16 protein-coding genes are annotated in these 19,979 nt (G+C 42.3%); 14 read left to right on the top strand and 2 right to left on the bottom strand.

The window, feature by feature from the left end; genetic code table 11:
- Positions 1 to 8 precede the first annotated feature (8 nt).
- The 12 genes from BUA59_RS08095 (at position 9) to BUA59_RS08040 (ending at position 12,752) form a co-directional block, all read left to right on the top strand.
- Positions 9 to 731 (top strand): EAL domain-containing protein, encoded by a 723-nt coding sequence (locus BUA59_RS08095; protein ID WP_072839211.1) that lies wholly within the window; start codon positions 9 to 11, stop codon positions 729 to 731.
- Between the two features lie 147 nt (positions 732 to 878).
- Positions 879 to 3,092, top strand: a complete 2,214-nt coding sequence (locus BUA59_RS08090) for a motility hub landmark protein FimV (RefSeq protein WP_072839210.1) — start codon at positions 879 to 881, stop codon at positions 3,090 to 3,092.
- Positions 3,085 to 3,909, top strand: a complete 825-nt coding sequence (truA, locus tag BUA59_RS08085) for a tRNA pseudouridine(38-40) synthase TruA (protein WP_072839209.1) — start codon at positions 3,085 to 3,087, stop codon at positions 3,907 to 3,909. The genes BUA59_RS08090 and truA overlap by 8 nt, the downstream gene beginning before the upstream one ends.
- Entirely contained in the window at positions 3,893 to 4,510 is a 618-nt protein-coding gene (locus tag BUA59_RS08080) for a phosphoribosylanthranilate isomerase (RefSeq protein ID WP_072839208.1), read from the top strand. The genes truA and BUA59_RS08080 overlap by 17 nt, the downstream gene beginning before the upstream one ends.
- Positions 4,503 to 5,714: a tryptophan synthase subunit beta gene (trpB, locus tag BUA59_RS08075; RefSeq protein WP_072839207.1), complete on the top strand. Its 1,212-nt coding sequence runs from the start codon at positions 4,503 to 4,505 to the stop codon at positions 5,712 to 5,714. Before BUA59_RS08080 ends, trpB begins: the two co-directional genes overlap by 8 nt.
- Positions 5,711 to 6,517 carry a tryptophan synthase subunit alpha gene (trpA, locus tag BUA59_RS08070; RefSeq protein WP_072839206.1) on the top strand — a complete coding sequence of 269 codons (807 nt, stop codon included), beginning with the start codon at positions 5,711 to 5,713 and terminating at the stop codon, positions 6,515 to 6,517. The genes trpB and trpA overlap by 4 nt, the downstream gene beginning before the upstream one ends.
- A 31-nt stretch (positions 6,518 to 6,548) precedes the next feature.
- Entirely contained in the window at positions 6,549 to 7,412 is an 864-nt protein-coding gene (gene accD, locus BUA59_RS08065; protein WP_072839205.1) for an acetyl-CoA carboxylase, carboxyltransferase subunit beta, read from the top strand.
- A gap of 4 nt (positions 7,413 to 7,416) precedes the next feature.
- Positions 7,417 to 8,673 carry a bifunctional tetrahydrofolate synthase/dihydrofolate synthase gene (gene folC / locus BUA59_RS08060; RefSeq protein ID WP_072839204.1) on the top strand — a complete coding sequence of 419 codons (1,257 nt, stop codon included), beginning with the start codon at positions 7,417 to 7,419 and terminating at the stop codon, positions 8,671 to 8,673.
- A 3-nt stretch (positions 8,674 to 8,676) separates the two neighbouring features.
- A complete protein-coding gene (locus tag BUA59_RS08055; RefSeq protein ID WP_232617150.1) occupies positions 8,677 to 9,285 on the top strand; it encodes an SPOR domain-containing protein in 609 nt (202 codons plus the stop codon).
- Positions 9,286 to 9,360: 75 nt separating this feature from the next.
- A complete protein-coding gene (locus BUA59_RS08050) occupies positions 9,361 to 9,894 on the top strand; it encodes a CvpA family protein (RefSeq protein ID WP_072839203.1) in 534 nt (177 codons plus the stop codon).
- Between the two features lie 77 nt (positions 9,895 to 9,971).
- Positions 9,972 to 11,477, top strand: coding sequence for an amidophosphoribosyltransferase (gene purF / locus BUA59_RS08045; protein ID WP_072839202.1), 1,506 nt, complete (start codon positions 9,972 to 9,974; stop codon positions 11,475 to 11,477).
- Between the two features lie 99 nt (positions 11,478 to 11,576).
- Complete coding sequence (locus BUA59_RS08040) at positions 11,577 to 12,752, top strand: O-succinylhomoserine sulfhydrylase (RefSeq protein WP_072839201.1); 1,176 nt, start codon at positions 11,577 to 11,579, stop codon at positions 12,750 to 12,752.
- A 102-nt stretch (positions 12,753 to 12,854) separates the two neighbouring features.
- Here the strand turns inward: BUA59_RS08040 and BUA59_RS08035 are convergent, their stop codons facing one another.
- Entirely contained in the window at positions 12,855 to 16,067 is a 3,213-nt protein-coding gene (locus tag BUA59_RS08035) for an efflux RND transporter permease subunit (protein ID WP_072839200.1), read from the bottom strand.
- Positions 16,068 to 16,078: 11 nt separating this feature from the next.
- The gene (locus BUA59_RS08030) at positions 16,079 to 17,173 is read right to left on the bottom strand and encodes an efflux RND transporter periplasmic adaptor subunit (RefSeq protein ID WP_072839199.1); all 1,095 of its coding nucleotides are present in this window, start codon (positions 17,171 to 17,173) and stop codon (positions 16,079 to 16,081) included.
- Between the two features lie 260 nt (positions 17,174 to 17,433).
- Between BUA59_RS08030 and BUA59_RS08025 the strand changes: the two genes are divergently transcribed.
- Both BUA59_RS08025 and BUA59_RS08020 read left to right on the top strand, forming a co-directional pair.
- Entirely contained in the window at positions 17,434 to 19,365 is a 1,932-nt protein-coding gene (locus tag BUA59_RS08025; protein WP_072839198.1) for an ATP-binding cassette domain-containing protein, read from the top strand.
- Between the two features lie 3 nt (positions 19,366 to 19,368).
- Positions 19,369 to 19,977, top strand: coding sequence for a DUF2760 domain-containing protein (locus BUA59_RS08020; RefSeq protein ID WP_072839197.1), 609 nt, complete (start codon positions 19,369 to 19,371; stop codon positions 19,975 to 19,977).
- Positions 19,978 to 19,979 lie beyond the last annotated feature (2 nt).

Genomic DNA, 19,979 nt, shown 5'->3' with positions numbered 1-19,979 from the left:
TTGTTTAAATGGATTCGTTATCACAAAAGATGTTGTTAGAGTTAGTCGAATCTAGACGATTTGGGGTTGAGTATCAGCCAATTGTAGAATTGAAAACAGGTGATTTTTTTGCCTATGAGGCGCTTTCAAGGTTTAGGTCGCTAAGTGGTGAGTTAATAAGGCCTGATTATGTATATGCGGCACTGCATGACAACCCATTGCTATTATTTCAAGTGGAGCTTGCTCAAAAAAAGATACAGCTGGAGAGTCTTTCTAATTCGGAGAGAGTGTTTGTTAATTTAGATCAGGATGCGTTTTATGCATGCGGACAGCATGCAGAAGATAACCCCTTTGTTGAACTTATACAGGCAGCGGGGCGAGATCGTGTTGTGGTTGAATTAATAGAAAATTCTGAAATAAGTGATGCGTTAATGAGTTTATCTATGATTGAGTTGTTCAATGGATTGGGTATTCGGACTGCATTAGATGATTTATGCAACCCAAAATCTATGTTATCTGTTGCTGTATTGCAGTTAGTTGAATGGGTTAAATTGGATAAATGTGTGCTAGAAAAGAGATTAGATGCTAATTTTATGGTGTTTGTATCAAAGATAATTGATTTCGCTCATGCTACGGGGAAGCAAGTTATCCTTGAAGGGGTCGAAGTAGAGGAAGACTTAGCTTTTGCTCGACGTATAGGTGTAGATTATGTGCAGGGGTTTTATTTTCGAAGTGGTTTTTTGAGTCATTAGGTGTAAAAAATGTATTGCTTTGATGTTTTTTATCTCTCTCTTGCATTAAGTGCAAACCATTGATTCTAAAGCTATTGATAAATGATCACCTGTGTAAGATACTTGTTTAGATATTTATGTCCATAATTTGTAAATAAAGGGAAGCTTATGCTCAGAAAAACCCTCGTTAGTATTGCTGTGTCAGGCGCGCTATATGTGTCCAGCAGTTACGCACTGGAACTGGGTGAGTTGACCTCTCAATCAAATTTGGGCGAACCTTATCGCGGAAAAATCGAACTTTCTGATGTGGGGGCTTTAACAAACAACGACATATTGATTCGTCTAGGCAGTGAAAGTGAATTTCGTCAAGCAGGCTTTGCTCAGACAAGAGTTTTATCACAGTTGAAATTTGATGTTGTTCGTGAAGGTGGTAATCTCGTTGTGGCTGTGTCATCTGACCAACCATTACGAGTAGATGAGTTACACTTTATATTGGCTGCTCGTTGGCCTAGCGGCCAGGTTGTTCGAGAATATCAGACACCATTAAATCAATCCGCATTGGTTAAAAAATCTCAAAAAGAAGTCGTTCAATCCACTCCTGTTGCATCTGTTACGTCGGCATCAAATCAATCAGTTTTTCGTCAAGCGACTATTGCTGCGGAAAAAATGTCCCCAAAAGGTCAGTTGAATGTAGTCAAAGGGAATACTCTTTGGTCTATCGCTGGTCAAAATCGTCCGACGAATCAACTAACCATCTATCAAACAATGATGGCGATTCAGGCGCTTAATAAAGATGCCTTTTATTCAGATAATATTAACCTTTTGAAAGAAGGTGCCATTCTGCGTTTGCCGACACAGGATCAAATCGCACTTTTTAATAAATCAATTTCAAAGGAAGAATTCCAACGTCAACATGATGCTTGGATGGCACTGAAAGGCTCTAAAAATAGCTCAGCTATTGAGCAAGCTCAATTAAATACTCAAGCGAAAGCTAAAGCTGCAGCTAATGCGCCTGCAGCTGGCGGTGATAAGTTGACCTTGGCTTCTGGGCAAAGTTTACTGCCTGAAAATGCTGCGAGCTCAAATGCTGGTGATGATAAGAGTGCTGCCCTAAATGCTTTGCAAGGTGAGTTATCTGCTTCACAAGAAATGCTAGACAAAGAGCGGCGTGAAAAAGGTGAATTATCAACTCAATTGGGTGATTTGAACAAGCAGCTTGAAACTCTTGAACAGCTGATTAGTTTAAAAGATAAACAAATGGCAGATTTGCAACAGCAATTTACCAGCGCTCAGCAGGCTCTTCAGGAACAAAAAAATACTGTTGACCAGCTTCTAGAGGCAGATCAAATTCGTCGAGAAAAAGAGCTGGCGGAAGAGAACTCCCTTGTTAACAAGATATTCGGCAATCCAATCGTTGTATCAATTGGTGCGGTGGTATTGCTGCTGTTTGGTTTCTTGATTGGCCTCGTTATGCGTAGAGCTGGTAAGAAGCAAGAGGAGCAAGACCCATTAAAAAAGGATGAGTTTGATCTCTCTTCAGCTGCGGTTGTCGCGCCTGTTGCTGTAGCTGCGGCAGCTAATTATGCATTAGACGATGGGATCGAAGAGAAAGAAGAGCTAAAAGAAGAAGATCCTTTCGCTTTTGATTTTGATACGCCTGATGAAGACGATGATCTTGAAGATTTTGGTTCTTTTGGGGACGATATTGCTTCTGTAGAATTTACTGACCCAATGGTCGATGACAAAATAGACTTATCTGAAGATCCGGAAGATGAACTTGAAAGTGCAGCAGAAGACGATGCTATTGACGATGACATGTTTGCGTCTTTTGATGAACCGGATGATTTGTCTGATCCAGCATTAGACTTTGATGAAGACGATGAGCTAGATGAACTGGAAACCTTTGTTGAGGATGATATACCAACAATGACACCAGAAGCTGTTGAGTCGGTTTCTGATGATGTGGAAGATGAGGTTGAAAGTGAAGAAGAGTCTTTTGTTTCGAGCCTATTAAATGATGTTGATCAAGATGATGTTGATGAGTCGTCTATCTTTAGTGGTACTCCAAATGATTCTTTGGCTAATTCAATAGAAGAAACATTAGCTGAGGCTCAGCAAGAGGAAGATGAAATAGAGGTTCCTTCATTTGGCGAGGCTGAAGCGGCTGAAGATGAAGAAGTTAGCGATGAAGAGGAAGAGTTCGACTTCTTTGATGCTAGTGGTGATGAAGTTGCAACCAAGCTTGATTTAGCAAGAGCCTATATGGATATGGGTGATGAAGAGGGTGCTCGAGTTATTCTAGATGATGTTATTGAGTCAGGTAATGAACAGCAGATTGCTGAAGCACAGAATATGATGGAGCGAATGTTCCCAAGTGACTAAAAAAGTAGTACTAGTTGTTGAATATAATGGCTCTGAGTATAAGGGTTGGCAAGCACAGAAATTTGGTGTTCCAAGTGTTCAGGAGAATTTAGAAAAAGCGTTAGCCATAATTGCAAATCATCCTGTTAAGGTGGTTTGTGCCGGTCGAACGGACTCAGGTGTCCATGCAAGCGCCCAAGTGGTTCATTTTGAAACTGATGTTGAGCGTAGTGAACGTGCATGGACGATAGGAGTTAATACTTATCTTCCCACAGATATTACCGTTGTGGCTGCAAGTTCTGTTTCAGATGACTTTCATGCTCGTTTTAGTGCATTAAGCCGTCGTTACCGATACGTTATTTATTCGTCGGCTTTTTGTCCGGCAATATTAGCCAAAGGGGTAACTTGGACGTACAAAACACTTGATGTTGCGGCTATGGAAGCAGCTGCGAAAGTGTTTCTGGGTACTCACGATTTCTCTTCTTTTCGCGCGATTGGCTGCCAAGCCAATACTCCTATACGGACGATCCTAAACTTTGATGTGCAGCAGCTAGGCCAATATATTGTCTTAGATGTTAGAGCTAACGCTTTTTTGCATCATATGATTCGAAATTTTGCAGGTGTCTTGATGTCTATTGGTGCGGGCGAAAAACCTGTTTCTTGGGCAAAACAGACCTTAGAGGCAAAGGATCGCACCAAGGGTGGAATTACAGCGCCACCGACAGGGTTGTATTTTGTTGACGCTCAATACCCTGATGTCTTTAATGTACCGAAACGACCTTTAGGTCCTCATTTTTTACCCTATGTAGACGAGCCAGTTTATGAATTGCCGAGTTAAAATCTGCGGGATCACAAATTTAGACGACGCATTAGTTGCGTGTCGCTATGGTGCAGATGCTTTGGGATTTGTTTTTTACGAAAAAAGCCCCAGATATGTTGCTCCTGATGTGGCGAATTTTATTGTTACTCAGTTACCACCATTCGTAACCCCAGTTGCTTTATTTGTAGATGCGGATAGATCTCTGGTTCAATCTGTAATAAGTGGCAGTTCCCGCTGGACTATTCAATTTCATGGTGGTGAACCTGAATCTGAATGTATTTCTTATCAACGCCCTTATATGAAGGCATTGAGAATACAGCAAGGGGATGATGTTGCTGCTTTGGTGGATCAATACCCAAGTGCTAGTGCTATTTTGCTAGATGCTTATAAAGCTGGCGTTCCTGGTGGAACGGGTGAAGTATTTGATTGGTCTTTAATACCGGTCGGCTTGTCTAAACCAATTGTGTTAGCGGGCGGTTTAACGCCAAGTAATATTGAGCAAGCAATAAGACAAGTTAAGCCATATGCCGTCGATGTAAGTGGTGGTGTTGAATTATCTAAAGGCATTAAGAGTGAGCTTAAGGTTCAAGAATTTATTAGTGGAGCGAAATGTGGATAGCAAAGACATTAATCTAGATTTACCAGACTCTCATGGTCGTTTTGGTCCCTATGGCGGCATATTTGTTTCCGAAACGCTGATGTCAGCGTTGGAAGATCTGACTGAGATGTATGAACGCCTGTCTAAGGACAGCGATTTTCAAGCCGCCTTCGATTATGACTTAGCGCATTACGTTGGTCGTCCTTCACCGCTATATTTTGCTGAGCGACTAACGAAAAAAGCAGGTGGAGCGAAGATATATCTGAAGCGTGAGGATTTAAATCACACTGGCGCTCATAAGATAAATAATACAATCGGTCAGGCTCTGCTTGCGAAGCATATGGGCAAGCCAAACATTATTGCAGAAACCGGCGCTGGACAGCATGGTGTGGCTTCTGCGACGGTTGCTGCTCGATTGGGTTTAAATTGTAAGGTATTTATGGGGGCGGAAGATATTCGTCGTCAATCACTTAACGTATATCGTATGAAGCTATTAGGTGCGGAAGTGATTTCCGTTGAGTCTGGCACCAAAACGTTAAAAGATGCGCTTAATGAAGCGATGCGTTATTGGGTAGGGAATGTGGATGATACCTTTTATATTATAGGTACTGCTGCAGGTCCTCACCCTTATCCTAAATTGGTTCGAGATTTTCAATCTGTAATTGGTCGCGAAACTAAGGCTCAGTGTTTAGCTCAAGAGGGACGTTTGCCAGATGCTCTAGTCGCTTGTGTTGGTGGTGGGTCAAATGCCATTGGTATGTTTCACCCATTCATCAAAGATGAAAGTGTCGCAATGTACGGAGTTGAAGCGGGTGGTGATGGCATTGAAACAGGTCGCCATGCGGCTCCATTAAGTGCTGGGCGCCCTGGTGTTCTGCATGGCAACCGTACTTATGTCATGGCCGATGATGATGGTCAAATTATTGGTACTCATTCTATCTCTGCGGGTTTGGATTATCCTGGTGTTGGTCCTGAACATGCTTGGTTAAAGGATATCGGGCGCGCTAACTACGTGGCGATTAATGATGATGAAGCGATGGATGGCTTTAGAGATTTAACTCGCTTAGAAGGCATAATGCCTGCACTTGAGTCAAGTCATGCTGTGGCTTACGGTATGAAGTTAGCGGCGACCATGGATAAAGATAAGATTGTTGTGATCAACCTTTCGGGGCGTGGTGATAAAGATATTCTTACCGTTGCAGAATTGGATGGGATTGAAGTATGAGTCGCATTAAACAATGTTTTGAAAATTTAGAAAAATCTGGTAAAAAGGCGCTCATTCCGTATATTACCGCTGGCGATCCTAGTCCTGATTCTACAGTGACCTTGATGAATGCTTTGGTTGATGCTGGGGCTGATGTGATTGAAATTGGTATGCCTTTTTCGGATCCCATGGCCGACGGCCCAGTAATTCAGTTAGCCTGTGAACGTAGCTTGGCAGCTGGCACCAGTGTTAAAAAAGTATTGCAAATTATTACTGAATTTAGACAAGGTAATAAGCAAACGCCTATTGTTTTGATGGGTTATTTAAATCCAATTGAGTTTTTTGGCTATCAAGCTTTTTCAGATGCCGCAAAAGAAGCGGGTGTTGATGGTATTTTATTAGTAGATCTGACTCCTGAAGAGGCGACAGATGTAGTAGAATGCTTCCGAGAGAACGAGATAGATCTTATTTATTTGCTGTCACCTACGACAACACCAGATCGCGCAAAGAAAATCTGTGACTTGGCATCAGGCTATGTGTACTACGTTTCTGTGAAAGGTGTAACTGGTTCTGCTGAACTGGATGTTGATAGTGTTAAGAAGCATGTGGATTCATTACGTGAAATTACCACCTTACCTATTGGTGTTGGTTTTGGTATACGCGATGCAAAAACTGCAGCGGCAGTAAGTAAATGTGCTGATGGCGTGATTGTTGGTAGTGTATTAGTGAATGCTATCGCTGAAAATAAAGATCATCAAAAAGAATATATAGCTGACGCTTTAAGCGCCATTTTATCGCCTATGCGAAATGAAATGGATGCTTAAGCGATAGCAAACGAGAAATGTGGAGAAGTAAATGAGTAGCTGGTTAGATAAATTTGTCCCTTCTATTGTACGTAGTGAATCAAAGCGTAGTGCAGGTTCTGTACCTGAGGGTCTTTGGAAAAAATGTCCAAAATGTGAAAATGTTCTATATCGCCCAGAGTTGGAAAAAAACTTAGATGTTTGTCCAAAATGTAATCATCATCTTCGTGTTGGTGCTCGTCGTCGTTTGGATATTTTTTTGGATAAAGAAGGTCGTCATGAAATCGGCGCTCATCTTGAGCCTGAGGACAAATTAAAATTTAAAGACTCGAAACGCTATAAAGATCGTTTGGCTGATGCTCAAAAAGCAACGGGCGAAAAAGATGCTTTGGTTGCGATGCAAGGTGCTTTGAATGGAATGCCAGTGGTTGCTGTTGCGTTTGAATTTAGCTTTTTGGGCGGTTCTATGGGCGCGATTGTCGGTGAACGTTTTATTCAAGCAGTTAATGTTTGTTTGGAAAAACGTATTCCACTTGTGTGTTTTTCTGCCAGTGGTGGGGCGCGTATGCAAGAGGCGCTAATTTCCTTGATGCAGATGGCGAAAACAAGTGCTGGTTTGGAGCGCCTGAAGCAAGAAGGCATTCCATATATTTCTGTTATGACAGATCCAGTTTTTGGTGGTGTATCTGCTTCTTTGGCTATGTTAGGCGACTTGAACGTTGCTGAGCCAAATGCCTTGATTGGTTTTGCTGGTCCGCGTGTTATTGAGCAGACAGTTCGCGAAAAATTACCTGAAGGTTTCCAGCGTAGTGAGTTTTTGTTGGAAAAAGGTGCGCTAGATATGATCATCAAACGTGATGAAATGCGTAATCGCTTATACAATATCCTGTCTTTGCTGACTAATAAGGTTGCTTAATTAGATGACGCACACGTCATTAGCTAGCTGGCTCTCATATATTGAGAGCCAGCATCCTTCAGAAATAGAGTTAGGTCTAGAAAGAGGGAGCAAAGTATTAGCTCGATTAAATTTAGCTAGACCTAAGCATAAAGTGATCACTGTAGCTGGAACAAATGGTAAAGGCTCAACCTGCGCCATGTTGACTCAGTATCTGTGCGAGCAAAATTATTCTGTTGGTACCTATACTTCTCCCCATTTTCTTGCTTTTAACGAACGCATTGCATTGAACGATTTGCCTTGTGACGATGAGATTCTTTGTCGTGCTTTCGAGGCAATTGAGGCGGCGCGTGAAGGCATCACTTTGACCTATTTTGAATTCAGTACACTTGCTGCGCTATGGATCTTCGATCAATCCAACTTGGATTATTGGGTGCTAGAAGTGGGGCTGGGTGGGCGTTTGGATTCTGTCAATATGATAGATACCGACGTTGCTGTTGTTACCTCTATTTCTTTGGATCATATAGATTGGTTGGGCGATAACCTAGATGTTATTGCGCGAGAAAAAACAGGCATTGCGAGAAAAGATAAGCTACTCATCAGTGGTGTTGTTAATCCTCCTAGTACTATTGCTAGCACAGCGTTAGAGGTGGGGGCGCATTTGCGTCAAAAAGGTGTCGACTTCCACTTTGAGTTAGATAGCAATACCTGGTCGTGGTCTGGTGATGGGCTTCAGTTTGAAACATTGCCGATACCATCACTTCCTCTGCAAAACGCAGCTACAGTTATTGCAGTTTTGGTTTATATGGGCTTTTCTCCTACGCATGCTGATTTAGTTTCTTTATTTAGCCGTGCGCAGCTAATGGGGCGTTTTCAGAAAGTAGCTACGTTTCCTGATGTGTACATTGATGTGGCCCATAATCCTGAAGCTGCTATTGAATTAGCTCATCGCATAAGCAATTTGCCGATTCAACCAGTTGCTGTCTGCGGTATGTTAAAAGACAAAGATATTGCTAGTGTTATGAAGCATCTTGCAGGCTGTTTTTCTGATTGGTTTTGTTGTGATTTAGCTGGACCAAGAGGGGCAAAGGCAAGCGAGCTTGTTAAGCATATTGTGCATAGTTCACCTTCTCTCGCTTTAAACGCAAAGGCTTTTCAGTCTGTTGGTGATGCTTTTAGTTCAGCTTTAGTGAAAGCTCAAGATGAGCAGCGTTCAGTGATTGTTTTTGGTTCCTTTGTAACTGTCTCGGATTATTTGGCGCTTAATCAATCAAAAGAGTGATTTATGATAGATAGAACCATTACATACAGACTTATTGGCGCCGGTATTATGGTGTTATCAGCGGCCATAATATTACCTTTGATTTTGGATGGTGAGCGTCCAGCTGAGCTTGATGTTCAGGTTCAAGTCACTACTCCTCCGGCTTTTCCCATTGTTGAAATTGCCCCAGTTCAGTCTGTCGATAATTTACCGATAGAGCAATCAATTGGTGAAGATAGGGCGGCAGAGGATATTCGTTTGATTCCAGTTCCTCAATCTGCGAATGACGTTTCAAGTATTAGTGGAGTGGAGTCGACTGTTTCCGCTAAACCTGAGGCCAAACCAGAAGCGAAACCTGCAGTAGAGAAAGAGCCTGTTGAAAAATCGGCACCTGTGCAGGTTGCTGATCGTTGGGTACTTCAGATTGCTACTTTTAAGAGCAAAGAAAATGCTGTTCGTTTAGTCGAAAAGCTTAAAGGGGCAAATTATGATGCCTACAGTTTGACGACCAATTCACTTTATAAAGTGTATGTTGGTCCTGAATTCAAGCGAGAAACCTCCGAAAAAATGCGTGAAGAGATTAAGAAAAAATTTAACTTAAACGGAATTGTTGTTAAATATTCAGTGAATTAGTTCGAGGTTTGGTGTCGTGGTATTTGGAAAATCCTAGGCATCTGTTAAACTTCGCAGCGATTTTTAGAGGTATTCATGGGGCAAATAAGTTCAATGTCGACAATTGATTGGTTGATTATTGCTGTAGTGGTTCTTTCTACTCTTTTGAGTTTAAAAAGAGGCTTTGTTAAAGAGGTTTTATCACTTCTTACTTGGGTTGTTGCCTTTGTTGTGTCGGTAAAGTTCTCAGATCAGATGCAGGCATTGCTTCTTGATCAAGTTCAAAATGACCAGATTCGTTATATTGTTTCTTTTGTTTCCCTATTTATAGCAACGTTAATTGTTGGGTCCTTGGTGAGTTTTTTACTGGGTTCTCTGATTCAAGTAACGGGCTTGTCGAGCACTGATAGAGTATTAGGCATGTTATTTGGCTTTGCTCGTGGTGGTTTGATTGTTGTGGCTTTCGTTTCTTTATTGAGCTTGAGTCCAGCGATAGAAAAAACTGAGTTTTGGAAAACTTCACAATTGATCCCTCAACTGGGTCAGTTGAATGACTGGACGCGTGATATGTTAGGCAAGAGCTCGGATCTTATGGATTCGTCTCTCATTGATCGCGCCCTTGGAAATTAGTTGCTCGAAGTAGCAATCAAATAGATAAAGAACCTTTGCGGCGTTTGTCGCAATTCCCCAACACGAGGATCTAGAACATGTGTGGTATCGTTGGTGTCGTAGGCACGTCTGTGGTTAACCAAGCAATTTTTGATGCGTTAACCCTTCTTCAGCATCGTGGGCAAGATGCTGCGGGTATGGTTACAAGCCATAACGGACGATTATGTTTACGCAAAGACAATGGTCCGGTGAGTGAAGTATTTCGCACTCGCCATATGAAAAAACTACACGGTAACATAGGTATTGGGCATGTCCGTTATCCAACGGCAGGGACTTCTAGTTCAGCAGAAGCTCAACCTTTCTATGTTAACTCTCCCTACGGCATTTCACTTGCACACAATGGTAATTTAACGAATACCGCTAAACTGAAACAAGAAGTGTTTGAATCTGACTTGCGTCATATCAATACAACTTCTGATTCTGAAGTTTTGGTAAACGTTTTGGCTCACGAACTTCATGAAGAAGGGAAGTTGGTGCCAACACCTGAAGATATCTTTAATGCGCTTGAGCGTGTTTACAAGCGTATCGAAGGCGGCTATGCGGTAGTCACTCTGATCACAGGTTATGGTATTTTGGCTTTCCGTGATCCAGATGGCATTCGCCCATTGATTTATGGCTCCCGTCAAACAGATGAGGGCGTTGAATATATGGTCGCTTCTGAGAGTGTGGCGCTTGATGCGGCAGGCTTCAAAATTGAGCGGGATATTCAGCCAGGTGAAGCGATCTTTTTTGATCTAAACCACAATGTTCATGTCCGTCAGTGCACACCAAAAAAAGTAGCGCGTCCTTGTTTGTTTGAATATGTGTACTTTGCTCGCCCCGATACCGTTATTGACAGCATCTCAGTATACAAAGCACGTATTAATATGGGGGATCGTCTTGCAGCAAAAATTCAGCGTGAATGGATAGATCATGATATTGATGTGGTTATTCCAATTCCTGATACAAGCCGAACAGCTGCTTTGCAAATCGCACAAACATTAAATATTCCGTTCCGTGAAGGTTTGGTTAAAAACCGCTATATCGGTCGTACGTTTATCATGCCGGGTCAGGCTATTCGTAAAAAATCTGTACGTCAAAAGCTGAACCCTGTGCCTTTTGAATTCAAAGATAAAACGGTATTACTAGTTGATGACTCCATTGTTCGTGGTACGACGAGTAAAGAAATCATAGAGATGGCGAGAGAAGCGGGTGCGAAGAAAGTATACATAGCATCAGCTGCGCCAGAAGTTCGTTACCCGAATGTTTACGGTATCGATATGCCTGCAGCAAAAGAGCTTATTGCACATGATCGTAATGTTGATGAAATTTGCAAATTAATTGGTGCTGATAAATTGATATTCCAAGATTTGCAAGATTTGATAGATGCATGTATAGATGAGAAGCATTCAGATGTTCGTGAATTCGATACGTCTGTGTTTGACGCAAAATATATTACAGGCAATATTGATGCTGCTTACTTGGCAGGCATTGAAGGCGCGCGTAATGACTTAAATAAAGCTGCGGTTGAAGACCAAGCTAGCGATATGATGCACCCTATGTAATATTTGCATTATCTCGTGACGGATAAAACTAAGCCAGGTCACGCCTGGCTTAGTTGTTTTTGGGAAAAGATTTTTTGAAGCATGTCTTGGAGTGAAGTAATGGCTGATTATAAAGATGCAACGAATGCGATTCGTGCAGGTATTCGTCAAACGCAAGAGCAAGAAAACAGCGAAGCCATTTTTATGACCTCGAGCTTTGCTTATGGTAGTGCAGAAGAGGCGGCAGGGAAGTTTTCCGGTGAAGAGGATGGTAATGTTTACTCTCGTTTTACCAATCCAACAGTAGAGTTATTTGAAAAGCGCTTAGCGACCTTAGAAAAAGGCGAAGCTGCTATTGCAACAAGTTCTGGCATGGCGGCATTAATGACGTTGGCCTACAGTTTGTTAAGTGCAGGTGATCGGGTTGTTTGCTCCCGCAATATCTTTGGCTCAACAGTTAAGTTTTTTAATGCCTATACAACAAAATTTGGTGTTGAAGTGCTTTATGTGGATGCGACAGATTATGCAGCATGGGAAGAGGCGATTAACGAAAATACACGTTTTTGTTATTTCGAAACGCCTTCTAATCCACTGTATGAAGTGGTTGATGTTGCTCGTGTGGCTGCCTTGGCGCATGCTAAAGGTGCGTTGCTTTGTGTTGATACGGTTTTAGCGACACCAGCGTTGCAGAATCCTTTGACGCAAGGTGCTGATATTGTCATGCAATCAGCGACTAAATTTATTGATGGTCAAGGCCGCTGCTTGGGCGGGGCTTTAATTGCCAGCCAAGAAATAGTTGATGTCTTCACTGCCTTTATGCGTAGTGCTGGGCCATGTATGAGTCCGTTTAATGCTTGGGTGTTGTTAAATGGTCTAGAGACCTTGTCTTTGCGTATGACAGCACATTCTGCAAACGCTATGAAGCTGGCTACATATTTAGAAGCGCACCCTAAAGTGCTTAAAGTAAATTACGGCGGATTGCCGAGCCACAAATATCATGAGCTGGCTAAACAACAGCAAAAAGACTTTGGCGGATTGTTGTCTTTTGAAGTGGAAGGTGGTCGCAAGTCTGCTTGGGCGGTCATTAATGCCACGAAATTGATGTCGATTACAGGCAACTTGGGTGATACCAAAACTTTGGTGACTCATCCAGCTACTACGACTCATGGGCGATTGACGGACGATGAAAAAGCCAAAGCTGGTATTACAGAAGGATTGATTCGTGTCTCTGTTGGTTTAGAAGATATCGACGATATTATTGCGGATGTTAAAGAAGCGTTAGACCAATTGGTTTAAGCCTCATTTGTAACCAAATAATCGGTTATAAAAAAGCGGACTTAGAAGGTTTTCTAAATCCGCTTTTTTGTTTTCAGTTATTCTATTTTTGACAGCTAAATTTTAGTTGTCTTTGTCAGGTGCGTTCTTATTGTCAGCCGTTCCAAACGGCTGGTCTTGTGTTTCTCCCTTTGGAGTTTCTCTTTCCAATGACTGTTCTTCTAATGCTTGCAGCTGCTTTCGCTCTTTACGTCGATAGCCTAAAACCAATAAACAGGGCGTCAGAATAAGCGTTAATGGTGTGGCAAAGGTGAGGCCACCAGCAATGGCCGTGGATAATTGTGTCCACCATTGCGCCGATGGTGCACCTATGCTGAAGGATTGGTGAATCAGATCAATATTGAATTGAAACACCATAGGCACCAAGCCAAGGATAGTTGTGATAGTGGTTAGCATAACAGGCCTGAGACGCTGAACGCCTGTTCTGATTGCTGCTTCACGCACCAACATGCCTTGTTTACGCAAACCGTTGAAAGTGTCGATTAGAACGATATTGTTGTTAACCACAATGCCTGCCAAAGCAATAACACCAACCCCGCTCATTACAATGCCAAATGGCTGCCCTTTTACCATTAGGCCAATGAATACACCCATGGTTGAAAAGATTACCGCACTCAGAATTAATAAACATTGGAAGAAATTATTAAACTGAGTCACCAAAATGATCGCCATGATGAAAAACGCTACACCAAATGCTTTGATCAAAAATACCATGGATTTTTGTTGGTCTTCAGTGTTGCCGCGGAACTCATAGCTAACAGATTTATCTATACCTGCTGCATTTAGTTTTACTTTTATGGCTTTTATTACTTCATCAACGACTAAGCCGTCTTTCACGTCGGCATCAATTTTAATGGTTTTTTTGCCATCGGTCCTGTTTATCACACCTTGCTTCGGTGCTGCATATCGATGAATGAAGTTGCTGGCTGGAATACTTCCTTGGTTTGTAGGGATCTGCAGTTGATCTAATTGATCAAGGCTGCGTTGATTAACGGGATAGCGTAAAACAATATCAATTTTGTCATCGGCTCCTTCCGGTAAGAAATCGCTCAGAGTTATACCTGTTGTAACTAGTTTAATGACATTGCCGAGACTGTTAACGTCGACTCCGTATCGACTGGCTTCTTCGCGATTGATATCAATACGCCATTCAATACCAGCCAGGGATCTGTCATCGCTAACCGTTATTATCTCATCTCTCAACAATAGCTGTTTGCTGATCTCATCAGCGGCAAGATTAAGGGCTTCAGTGTAATTGGAACTAAGCTGTAGCTGGATATCAGCCCCAGATTGTGGCCCACCTTGTTCTTTTTCTGCGCTGATTTCAATGCCGGGTATTTGCTTAGTTCTTTCTCGTATACGATCCAAAATAGCGCCAGCGGAGTCTCGTTTGTACCACTCAATAAACTCCATACTAATGGAGCCAATACTATCTGGTGCAGCGCCATTTCCAGGGGTGGCGTAAGATGTTGCGACGACACTTTTTAGTTCTCTTGTGCCGATAATTTGTTGCTCGACTTGTCTTACCAAAGCATCTTTTTCTTCTAAAGAAAGATCACCCCGGGCTCGTATATCCAAATTAGCGGATTCGGGTTCGATATTAGGGAAAAACTCAATGCCTTTACCAAACTTACCATAACTAGCAAAAATGCTAAGCAGCAGAGCAATGGTGAATAGTAAAACCCAAATAGGATATTCGACTAAGCGAGTTAACGTTCTTCCATAGAAACCTGTTGGTCCAGTAAGTTCGCTTAGGTCACCCGTTTCCGTGATGCGTAAGGCATGCATGGTTTTTTCGGTGTAGGCACCTTTTTTGCCAATAATAGAACCGATGGTGGGTAATACAATTAACGCCATTACCAAAGACGAAGAAAGCGTCGCTATGATGGTAATCGGCATAAAACGCATAAACTCCCCAACTATGTCGGGCCAAAAAAGCAATGGCATGAAAACTGCTAAAGTAGTAGCAGTAGAGGCCGTGATTGGCCATGCCATGCGTTTAGCTGCTTCACTGTAAGCTTGTCGCTTGGACGCGCCTTCTGCTAGTTTGCGGTCTGCATACTCAGTGACAACGATAGCGCCGTCTACCAGCATGCCAACACTAAGGATTAGGGCAAACAACACCACCATATTGATGGTGTAGCCTTGTAAATCGAGAACCAAAATACCAGAGAGGAAGGCGCCAGGAATAGCGAGGCCAACCAATATGGCGCTTCGTACGCCAAGTGCCCAGACAATAACTATCATAACTAGCAAGGTTGCTGCCAAAACGTTATTGAACAGATCGTTTAGAGAGGTTTCGATGTCGATGGATTTATCACCAGTAAGGTCGTATTCAACACCATCTGGCCATTGTTCGCTTTCGTTCTTTACTGTGGCTTTAATTGCTTCAATGGTCTCTATAATATTTACGCCGACTCGTTTGGATACGGCAAGTGTTATACTGCGTTTGCCTTCTACTCGAGCGTAACTGGTTGGATCTTCAAAAGTTAGTTCGCCTGTTGCAATATCGCCTAGTAAGACGACTTGATCGCCATCAGCCTTGATTGGCAAATTCAGAATGTCTTCTTTTGTCTTGAGTAGGCCGGGGACTTTTAAAGAAAAGCGCCCAGCGCCAGTATCTAGATTACCTGCCGCAACCAATTTGTTATTGCCAGAAACAAAACTCGCAACGTCAGCCAGAGAAAGGTTATATGATTCAAGTTGCTCGGGACGAATGATGATCTGTGCTTGTTGGTCTCGGTCACCACTAATTTTTGCTTCTAATACGCCATCAACCGCTTCAATAGAATCTTGCAGGTTTTTTGCAATACGGCTGAGTGTTGCGAAGCTTACATTGCCAGATAAATTGACTCGTAGTACAGGGAATGTTGAAAGGTTTACCTCTGTTACGGTCGGTTCATCGGCATCGTCAGGCAATTCGCTTTTAGCTCTATCTACCTTGTCTCTAGTATCGCTAATTGCTTGGTCAATATTTACACCGGATTCGAATTCAAGCGTGATAGAGGCGTGACCTTCAGAGGCGGTAGATTTTAGTTCTTTTAAACCTTCTAGCCCTTTGAGTTCTTTTTCTAACGGATGAACCAACAAGCTGTCAGCATCTTCTGGTGAAATGCCGTCTAAAGAAACAGAGACATAAGCCATTGGAATGGTAATGTCAGGATCACTTTCTTTGGCGATTTCGATGTAAGAAACCGTACCCATAATTAATATGAGGACGAAAAACATCAGTACAGTTCGAGAGCGAGCTAAGGCCGCCTCAATTAATAGTTGCATATTGGGCCTCCTTAGTTTTGGTAGTGAGCTTCAATTTTATCACCCGCAGACACAAAACCTTGTCCGACGGTAATAATGTTCACATTATCTGGAAGGCCGCGTACCCATACTTGATCGCGTTCTGATTTAATGATTTCTACAGGTAATACAACGACAGTATTGTCGATACTGATAGTTTTTATAGCCGTTCTGCCTGAATCATCTAAGGTCAGTAGTGCTGGTGAAAAAGCATGAGCTCTTTGTTGATCTAGAATGAAATCAACGGCAGCAGTTAAACCAGCAGGTATCGCATTGTCTGGATTATCTACCTGCATTTCGACACTGATAGTACGACTAGATTCGTTAGCGGTCGTGCTGATATAAGAAACAAAGCCTTCTGCCTCATAGCCAGATTCGAGACGAATGTTACCTTGAGTGCCAAGCTTTATAAGTTGAATCTTATTTTGAGGAATATTGACACTAACTTTGATTGGGTTAACTGAAACTAGAGTGCCAATAGTCGCACCAACCGCTAACACTTGTCCTTCTTGCACGTTTAATGTGTTCAATATGCCAGAGAATGGTGCTGTTACGTTTGCATTTTCCAAATCAACTTGTAATGCTTTTTCTGTTGCTTTGGCTGACGCTAGGTCTGTTTCTGCTTGGGCTAGATTGACCTTTGAAGTCAAATTACCTGCATTCAGTTTTCTTATGCCATCTAGTTCAAGCTGTTTTTGTTTGACGAGTAAGCCAGCTTGCTCTATTTGAATCTTTAGCGTGCGAGTGTCTATTTGCACTATAGATGAGCCTTTTTTAATAAAACGACCTTTTTCTACAGGTAATTTTATTATGCGGCCCTGATAACTGTTAATAAGCTGTAAAGTCTCATCTGCTAAGGTCTTTCCGCTTAATGGCAAGTGCATTTCAATGGTTTTGGTAATTAATGTTTTGGCTTGAACTGGATACGCAAGTTTGCTTTCTTTTGCCTGAGATGAAACGGTATCTTCATTGGGCTTTTTTTCAGTTTGACTAACCGTAATACCATTGCCTCCTGCAAACATCCAAGTCACGGTTGCGATGGCAATGACCACAGCAGTAATTGGCCCTACCTTACTTTTAAACTCCATTTGTTACTCCATGAACCAGAAAGTTTATCGTTATGTTGGTTAAGTATATTCAGAAATAATGAGGAAGGAAGAAGTTTTGTTTAAACCTTGTAAAGAGAATAGCGAGATTAAATTGTTGTTTTCTGAGTGAAGTCGCTAAAAAAAATTTCTGAGCGCAAAAAAGCGTTTCTTTTTAATCACTAGTCACGTCAATTTGATGAACCTTCGCTTAGAAGGATGATACTATACTGCCACAAAATTTTTACTTTATATGGATAGATATGAGTCTATTGTCTTTAGAACAGATCAGTGTTGCTTTTGGGCATAATCCGCTGCTGTCAAAAATCAGTTTTTCAGCAGAAGCTGGAGAGCGTGTTGCAATTATCGGTCGTAACGGTGCAGGTAAATCTACACTGTTAAAAGTCATTTCAGGTGAGCAAATTGCCGATGAAGGTATGGTTCGTCTAGAAGGTGGCATGACCATCGGACAGTTACCGCAAGAACTGCCTGATGCAAATGAAAAAACCGTACGTGAAGTGGTCAGTGAAGGTGCTGGTGAAGCACATTCATTAATGACTCGTTACTTTAAGTTATTAGAAGATTTCGAGAATGACCATTCAAATGAATTAGGTGATATTCAAACTGAATTAGATCGAATTCAAGGTTGGGATTTAGAGCAGCGTGTGAATCATATGATTCAACGTTTGGCTTTGCCAGCTGACAAATTGATGTCTGAGCTTTCTGGTGGTTGGCGTCGTCGTGTTATTTTAGCGCAAGCGTTAATTTCCAATCCGGATGTGTTGCTACTAGACGAGCCAACTAACCATTTGGACGTTCCGACCATCGAATGGATGGAGCAACAGCTGCAGCAATTTCGTGGTTTGATCTTGTTTATTACCCATGACCGTCGCTTCCTAGAGAAGTTGGCTAACCGTATCATCGAACTTGATCGCGGTAATTTGATTTCCTTCAGCGGTAATATTAATGCGTTCCTAGCCTTTAAAGAAAAAATGCTTGAAGAAGAAGAGCGCGCAAATGCCTTGTTCGACAAACGTTTGGCCGAAGAAGAAGTATGGATTCGTCAGGGAATTAAAGCGCGTCGTACTCGTAACGAAGGCCGAGTTCGTGCTTTGAAAGCATTACGTGAAGAACGTTCTGAACGTATTAATCGTCAAGGCAATGCAAAAATGGCGATTGAGACTAAAGATAAGTCTGGCAAGCTGGTGGCGGAATTCACTCAAGTTGGTCACTCTTTTGCAGACAAAGTGATCCTACAACCAATGGATTTTATTGTGAATCGTGGAGACCGAATTGGTCTGATCGGTCCAAATGGTTGTGGTAAAAGTACCTTCCTGAAAATTCTTTTAGGGGATCTTGAGCCTGAGACAGGTTTGGTTCGTCAAGGTACTAAACTTAACGTGGCGTATTTTGATCAGCTACGTGAGCAACTTGATCCAGAACAAACCGTTGCTGAAAACGTTGGTGAAGGCAAAGACGTTATCGAAATCAATGGCCAGAACAAACACGTTATCGGCTATCTTGGCGATTTCCTTTTTCCACCTGAGCGTGCTCGTACGCCAGTAAAAGCCTTGTCTGGTGGCGAACGAAACCGTGTATTGCTTGCGAAGCTATTTACTCGCCCAGCTAATCTTTTGATTATGGATGAGCCAACCAACGATCTTGATGTAGAAACATTGGAGCTTCTTGAAGAGTTACTGATGAACTACGATGGCACCTTGTTATTGGTAAGTCATGACCGTGCTTTCCTAGATAACGTTGTAACCAGCGTGATTGCTTTTGAAGGTGAAGGCCGAGTGAAAGAATACGTTGGCGGCTATCAAGATTGGATTCGTCAAGGTGGTAAATTCCCAACAGAATCTACTTCCCAAACAGATGACGCCCCAAGCAAAAAAGAAAAAGCCAAAGCAGAAGCAAAAAAAGCGGAAGATGCTAGCCAGAAATCTACTGTGCAAGCCAAACCGAAAGCCAAGCTAAGTTACAAAATTCAGCGCGAATTTGATGATATGCCAGCGACCATTGCGAAGTTGGAAGAAGAAATTGCGGCTTTACATGTAACAACCAGCGCAGCAGAATTTTATGCTGGTGATGCGGATAAAGTTCAAAAAACCTTAGCAAAGCTAGCTCACAAAGAAGAAGAGCTTGAAACAACCATGGAGCGTTGGTTAGAGCTTGAAGAGATGCAAAACGGGTAAATTATGACGAATAAAATAAAACCAGTTTCATTTGTACCGCGCTTTTTTGGCGCATTTGGTCAGTTTTTTAAATACATGGGGAGCGGCGACTATGCCGCTCGCTGTGACACGGTTGGTCAAGGCGAGCAATTTGCCTTTGAAGTTGAACCAAAAGTCATTACAGAAGAAGTTGAAGTAATTCGTGAAATCGAAGTCGCTGCGCCTGTGTTGGACACTGTCAACGCTGACGGTGCGCATCAGTTATTGCAACTATTGCAACAGGAAGCGCGCTTTATCGACTTTATTCAAGAAAGCATCGATGATTACAGTGATGCGGATGTGGGGGCGGCATCTCGCCAAATTCACGCAGGTTGTTCGAAAGTATTGAAGCAACATTTTACCATTGATGTCGTGTCTATCGATGTAGTGAACACCGCGGCAGAAAATAGTCGTGTAGAAGTGCCATCTGGTTATGATGCAAAACAGATCAAACTAGAAGGTCGAGTGGTAGGCGATGGCCCATACGCTGGCACGCTGATTCATCCCGGTTGGAAAGTAACCGAAACGCGTCTGCCAAAAGTAACCAATACTGAAAGCCTGAATATTCTAGCGCCTGCTGAAATCGAGGTATAACT

Origin of the sequence: Marinomonas polaris DSM 16579 (assembly GCF_900129155.1) — a bacterium.
GTDB classification, from domain to species: Bacteria; Pseudomonadota; Gammaproteobacteria; order Pseudomonadales; family Marinomonadaceae; genus Marinomonas; species Marinomonas polaris.
The sequence above is the reverse complement of the archived record's forward strand: the minus strand, read 5'-3'. Positions and strand labels throughout refer to the sequence as shown.

What these genes read in the sequence shown, in the direction of transcription:
- trpA (WP_072839206.1), top strand. Translation starts at nt 5,711, where the DNA reads ATGAGTCGCATTAAACAATGTTTTGAAAATTTAGAAAAATCTGGTAAA.
- BUA59_RS08055 (WP_232617150.1), top strand. Translation starts at nt 8,677, where the DNA reads ATGATAGATAGAACCATTACATACAGACTTATTGGCGCCGGTATTATG.
- folC (WP_072839204.1), top strand. Translation starts at nt 7,417, where the DNA reads ATGACGCACACGTCATTAGCTAGCTGGCTCTCATATATTGAGAGCCAG.
- purF (WP_072839202.1), top strand. Translation starts at nt 9,972, where the DNA reads ATGTGTGGTATCGTTGGTGTCGTAGGCACGTCTGTGGTTAACCAAGCA.
- BUA59_RS08050 (WP_072839203.1), top strand. Translation starts at nt 9,361, where the DNA reads ATGGGGCAAATAAGTTCAATGTCGACAATTGATTGGTTGATTATTGCT.
- BUA59_RS08080 (WP_072839208.1), top strand. Translation starts at nt 3,893, where the DNA reads ATGAATTGCCGAGTTAAAATCTGCGGGATCACAAATTTAGACGACGCA.
- BUA59_RS08025 (WP_072839198.1), top strand. Translation starts at nt 17,434, where the DNA reads ATGAGTCTATTGTCTTTAGAACAGATCAGTGTTGCTTTTGGGCATAAT.
- BUA59_RS08040 (WP_072839201.1), top strand. Translation starts at nt 11,577, where the DNA reads ATGGCTGATTATAAAGATGCAACGAATGCGATTCGTGCAGGTATTCGT.
- BUA59_RS08035 (WP_072839200.1), bottom strand. Translation starts at nt 16,067, where the DNA reads ATGCAACTATTAATTGAGGCGGCCTTAGCTCGCTCTCGAACTGTACTG.
- accD (WP_072839205.1), top strand. Translation starts at nt 6,549, where the DNA reads ATGAGTAGCTGGTTAGATAAATTTGTCCCTTCTATTGTACGTAGTGAA.
- BUA59_RS08020 (WP_072839197.1), top strand. Translation starts at nt 19,369, where the DNA reads ATGACGAATAAAATAAAACCAGTTTCATTTGTACCGCGCTTTTTTGGC.
- BUA59_RS08030 (WP_072839199.1), bottom strand. Translation starts at nt 17,173, where the DNA reads ATGGAGTTTAAAAGTAAGGTAGGGCCAATTACTGCTGTGGTCATTGCC.
- BUA59_RS08090 (WP_072839210.1), top strand. Translation starts at nt 879, where the DNA reads ATGCTCAGAAAAACCCTCGTTAGTATTGCTGTGTCAGGCGCGCTATAT.
- BUA59_RS08095 (WP_072839211.1), top strand. Translation starts at nt 9, where the DNA reads ATGGATTCGTTATCACAAAAGATGTTGTTAGAGTTAGTCGAATCTAGA.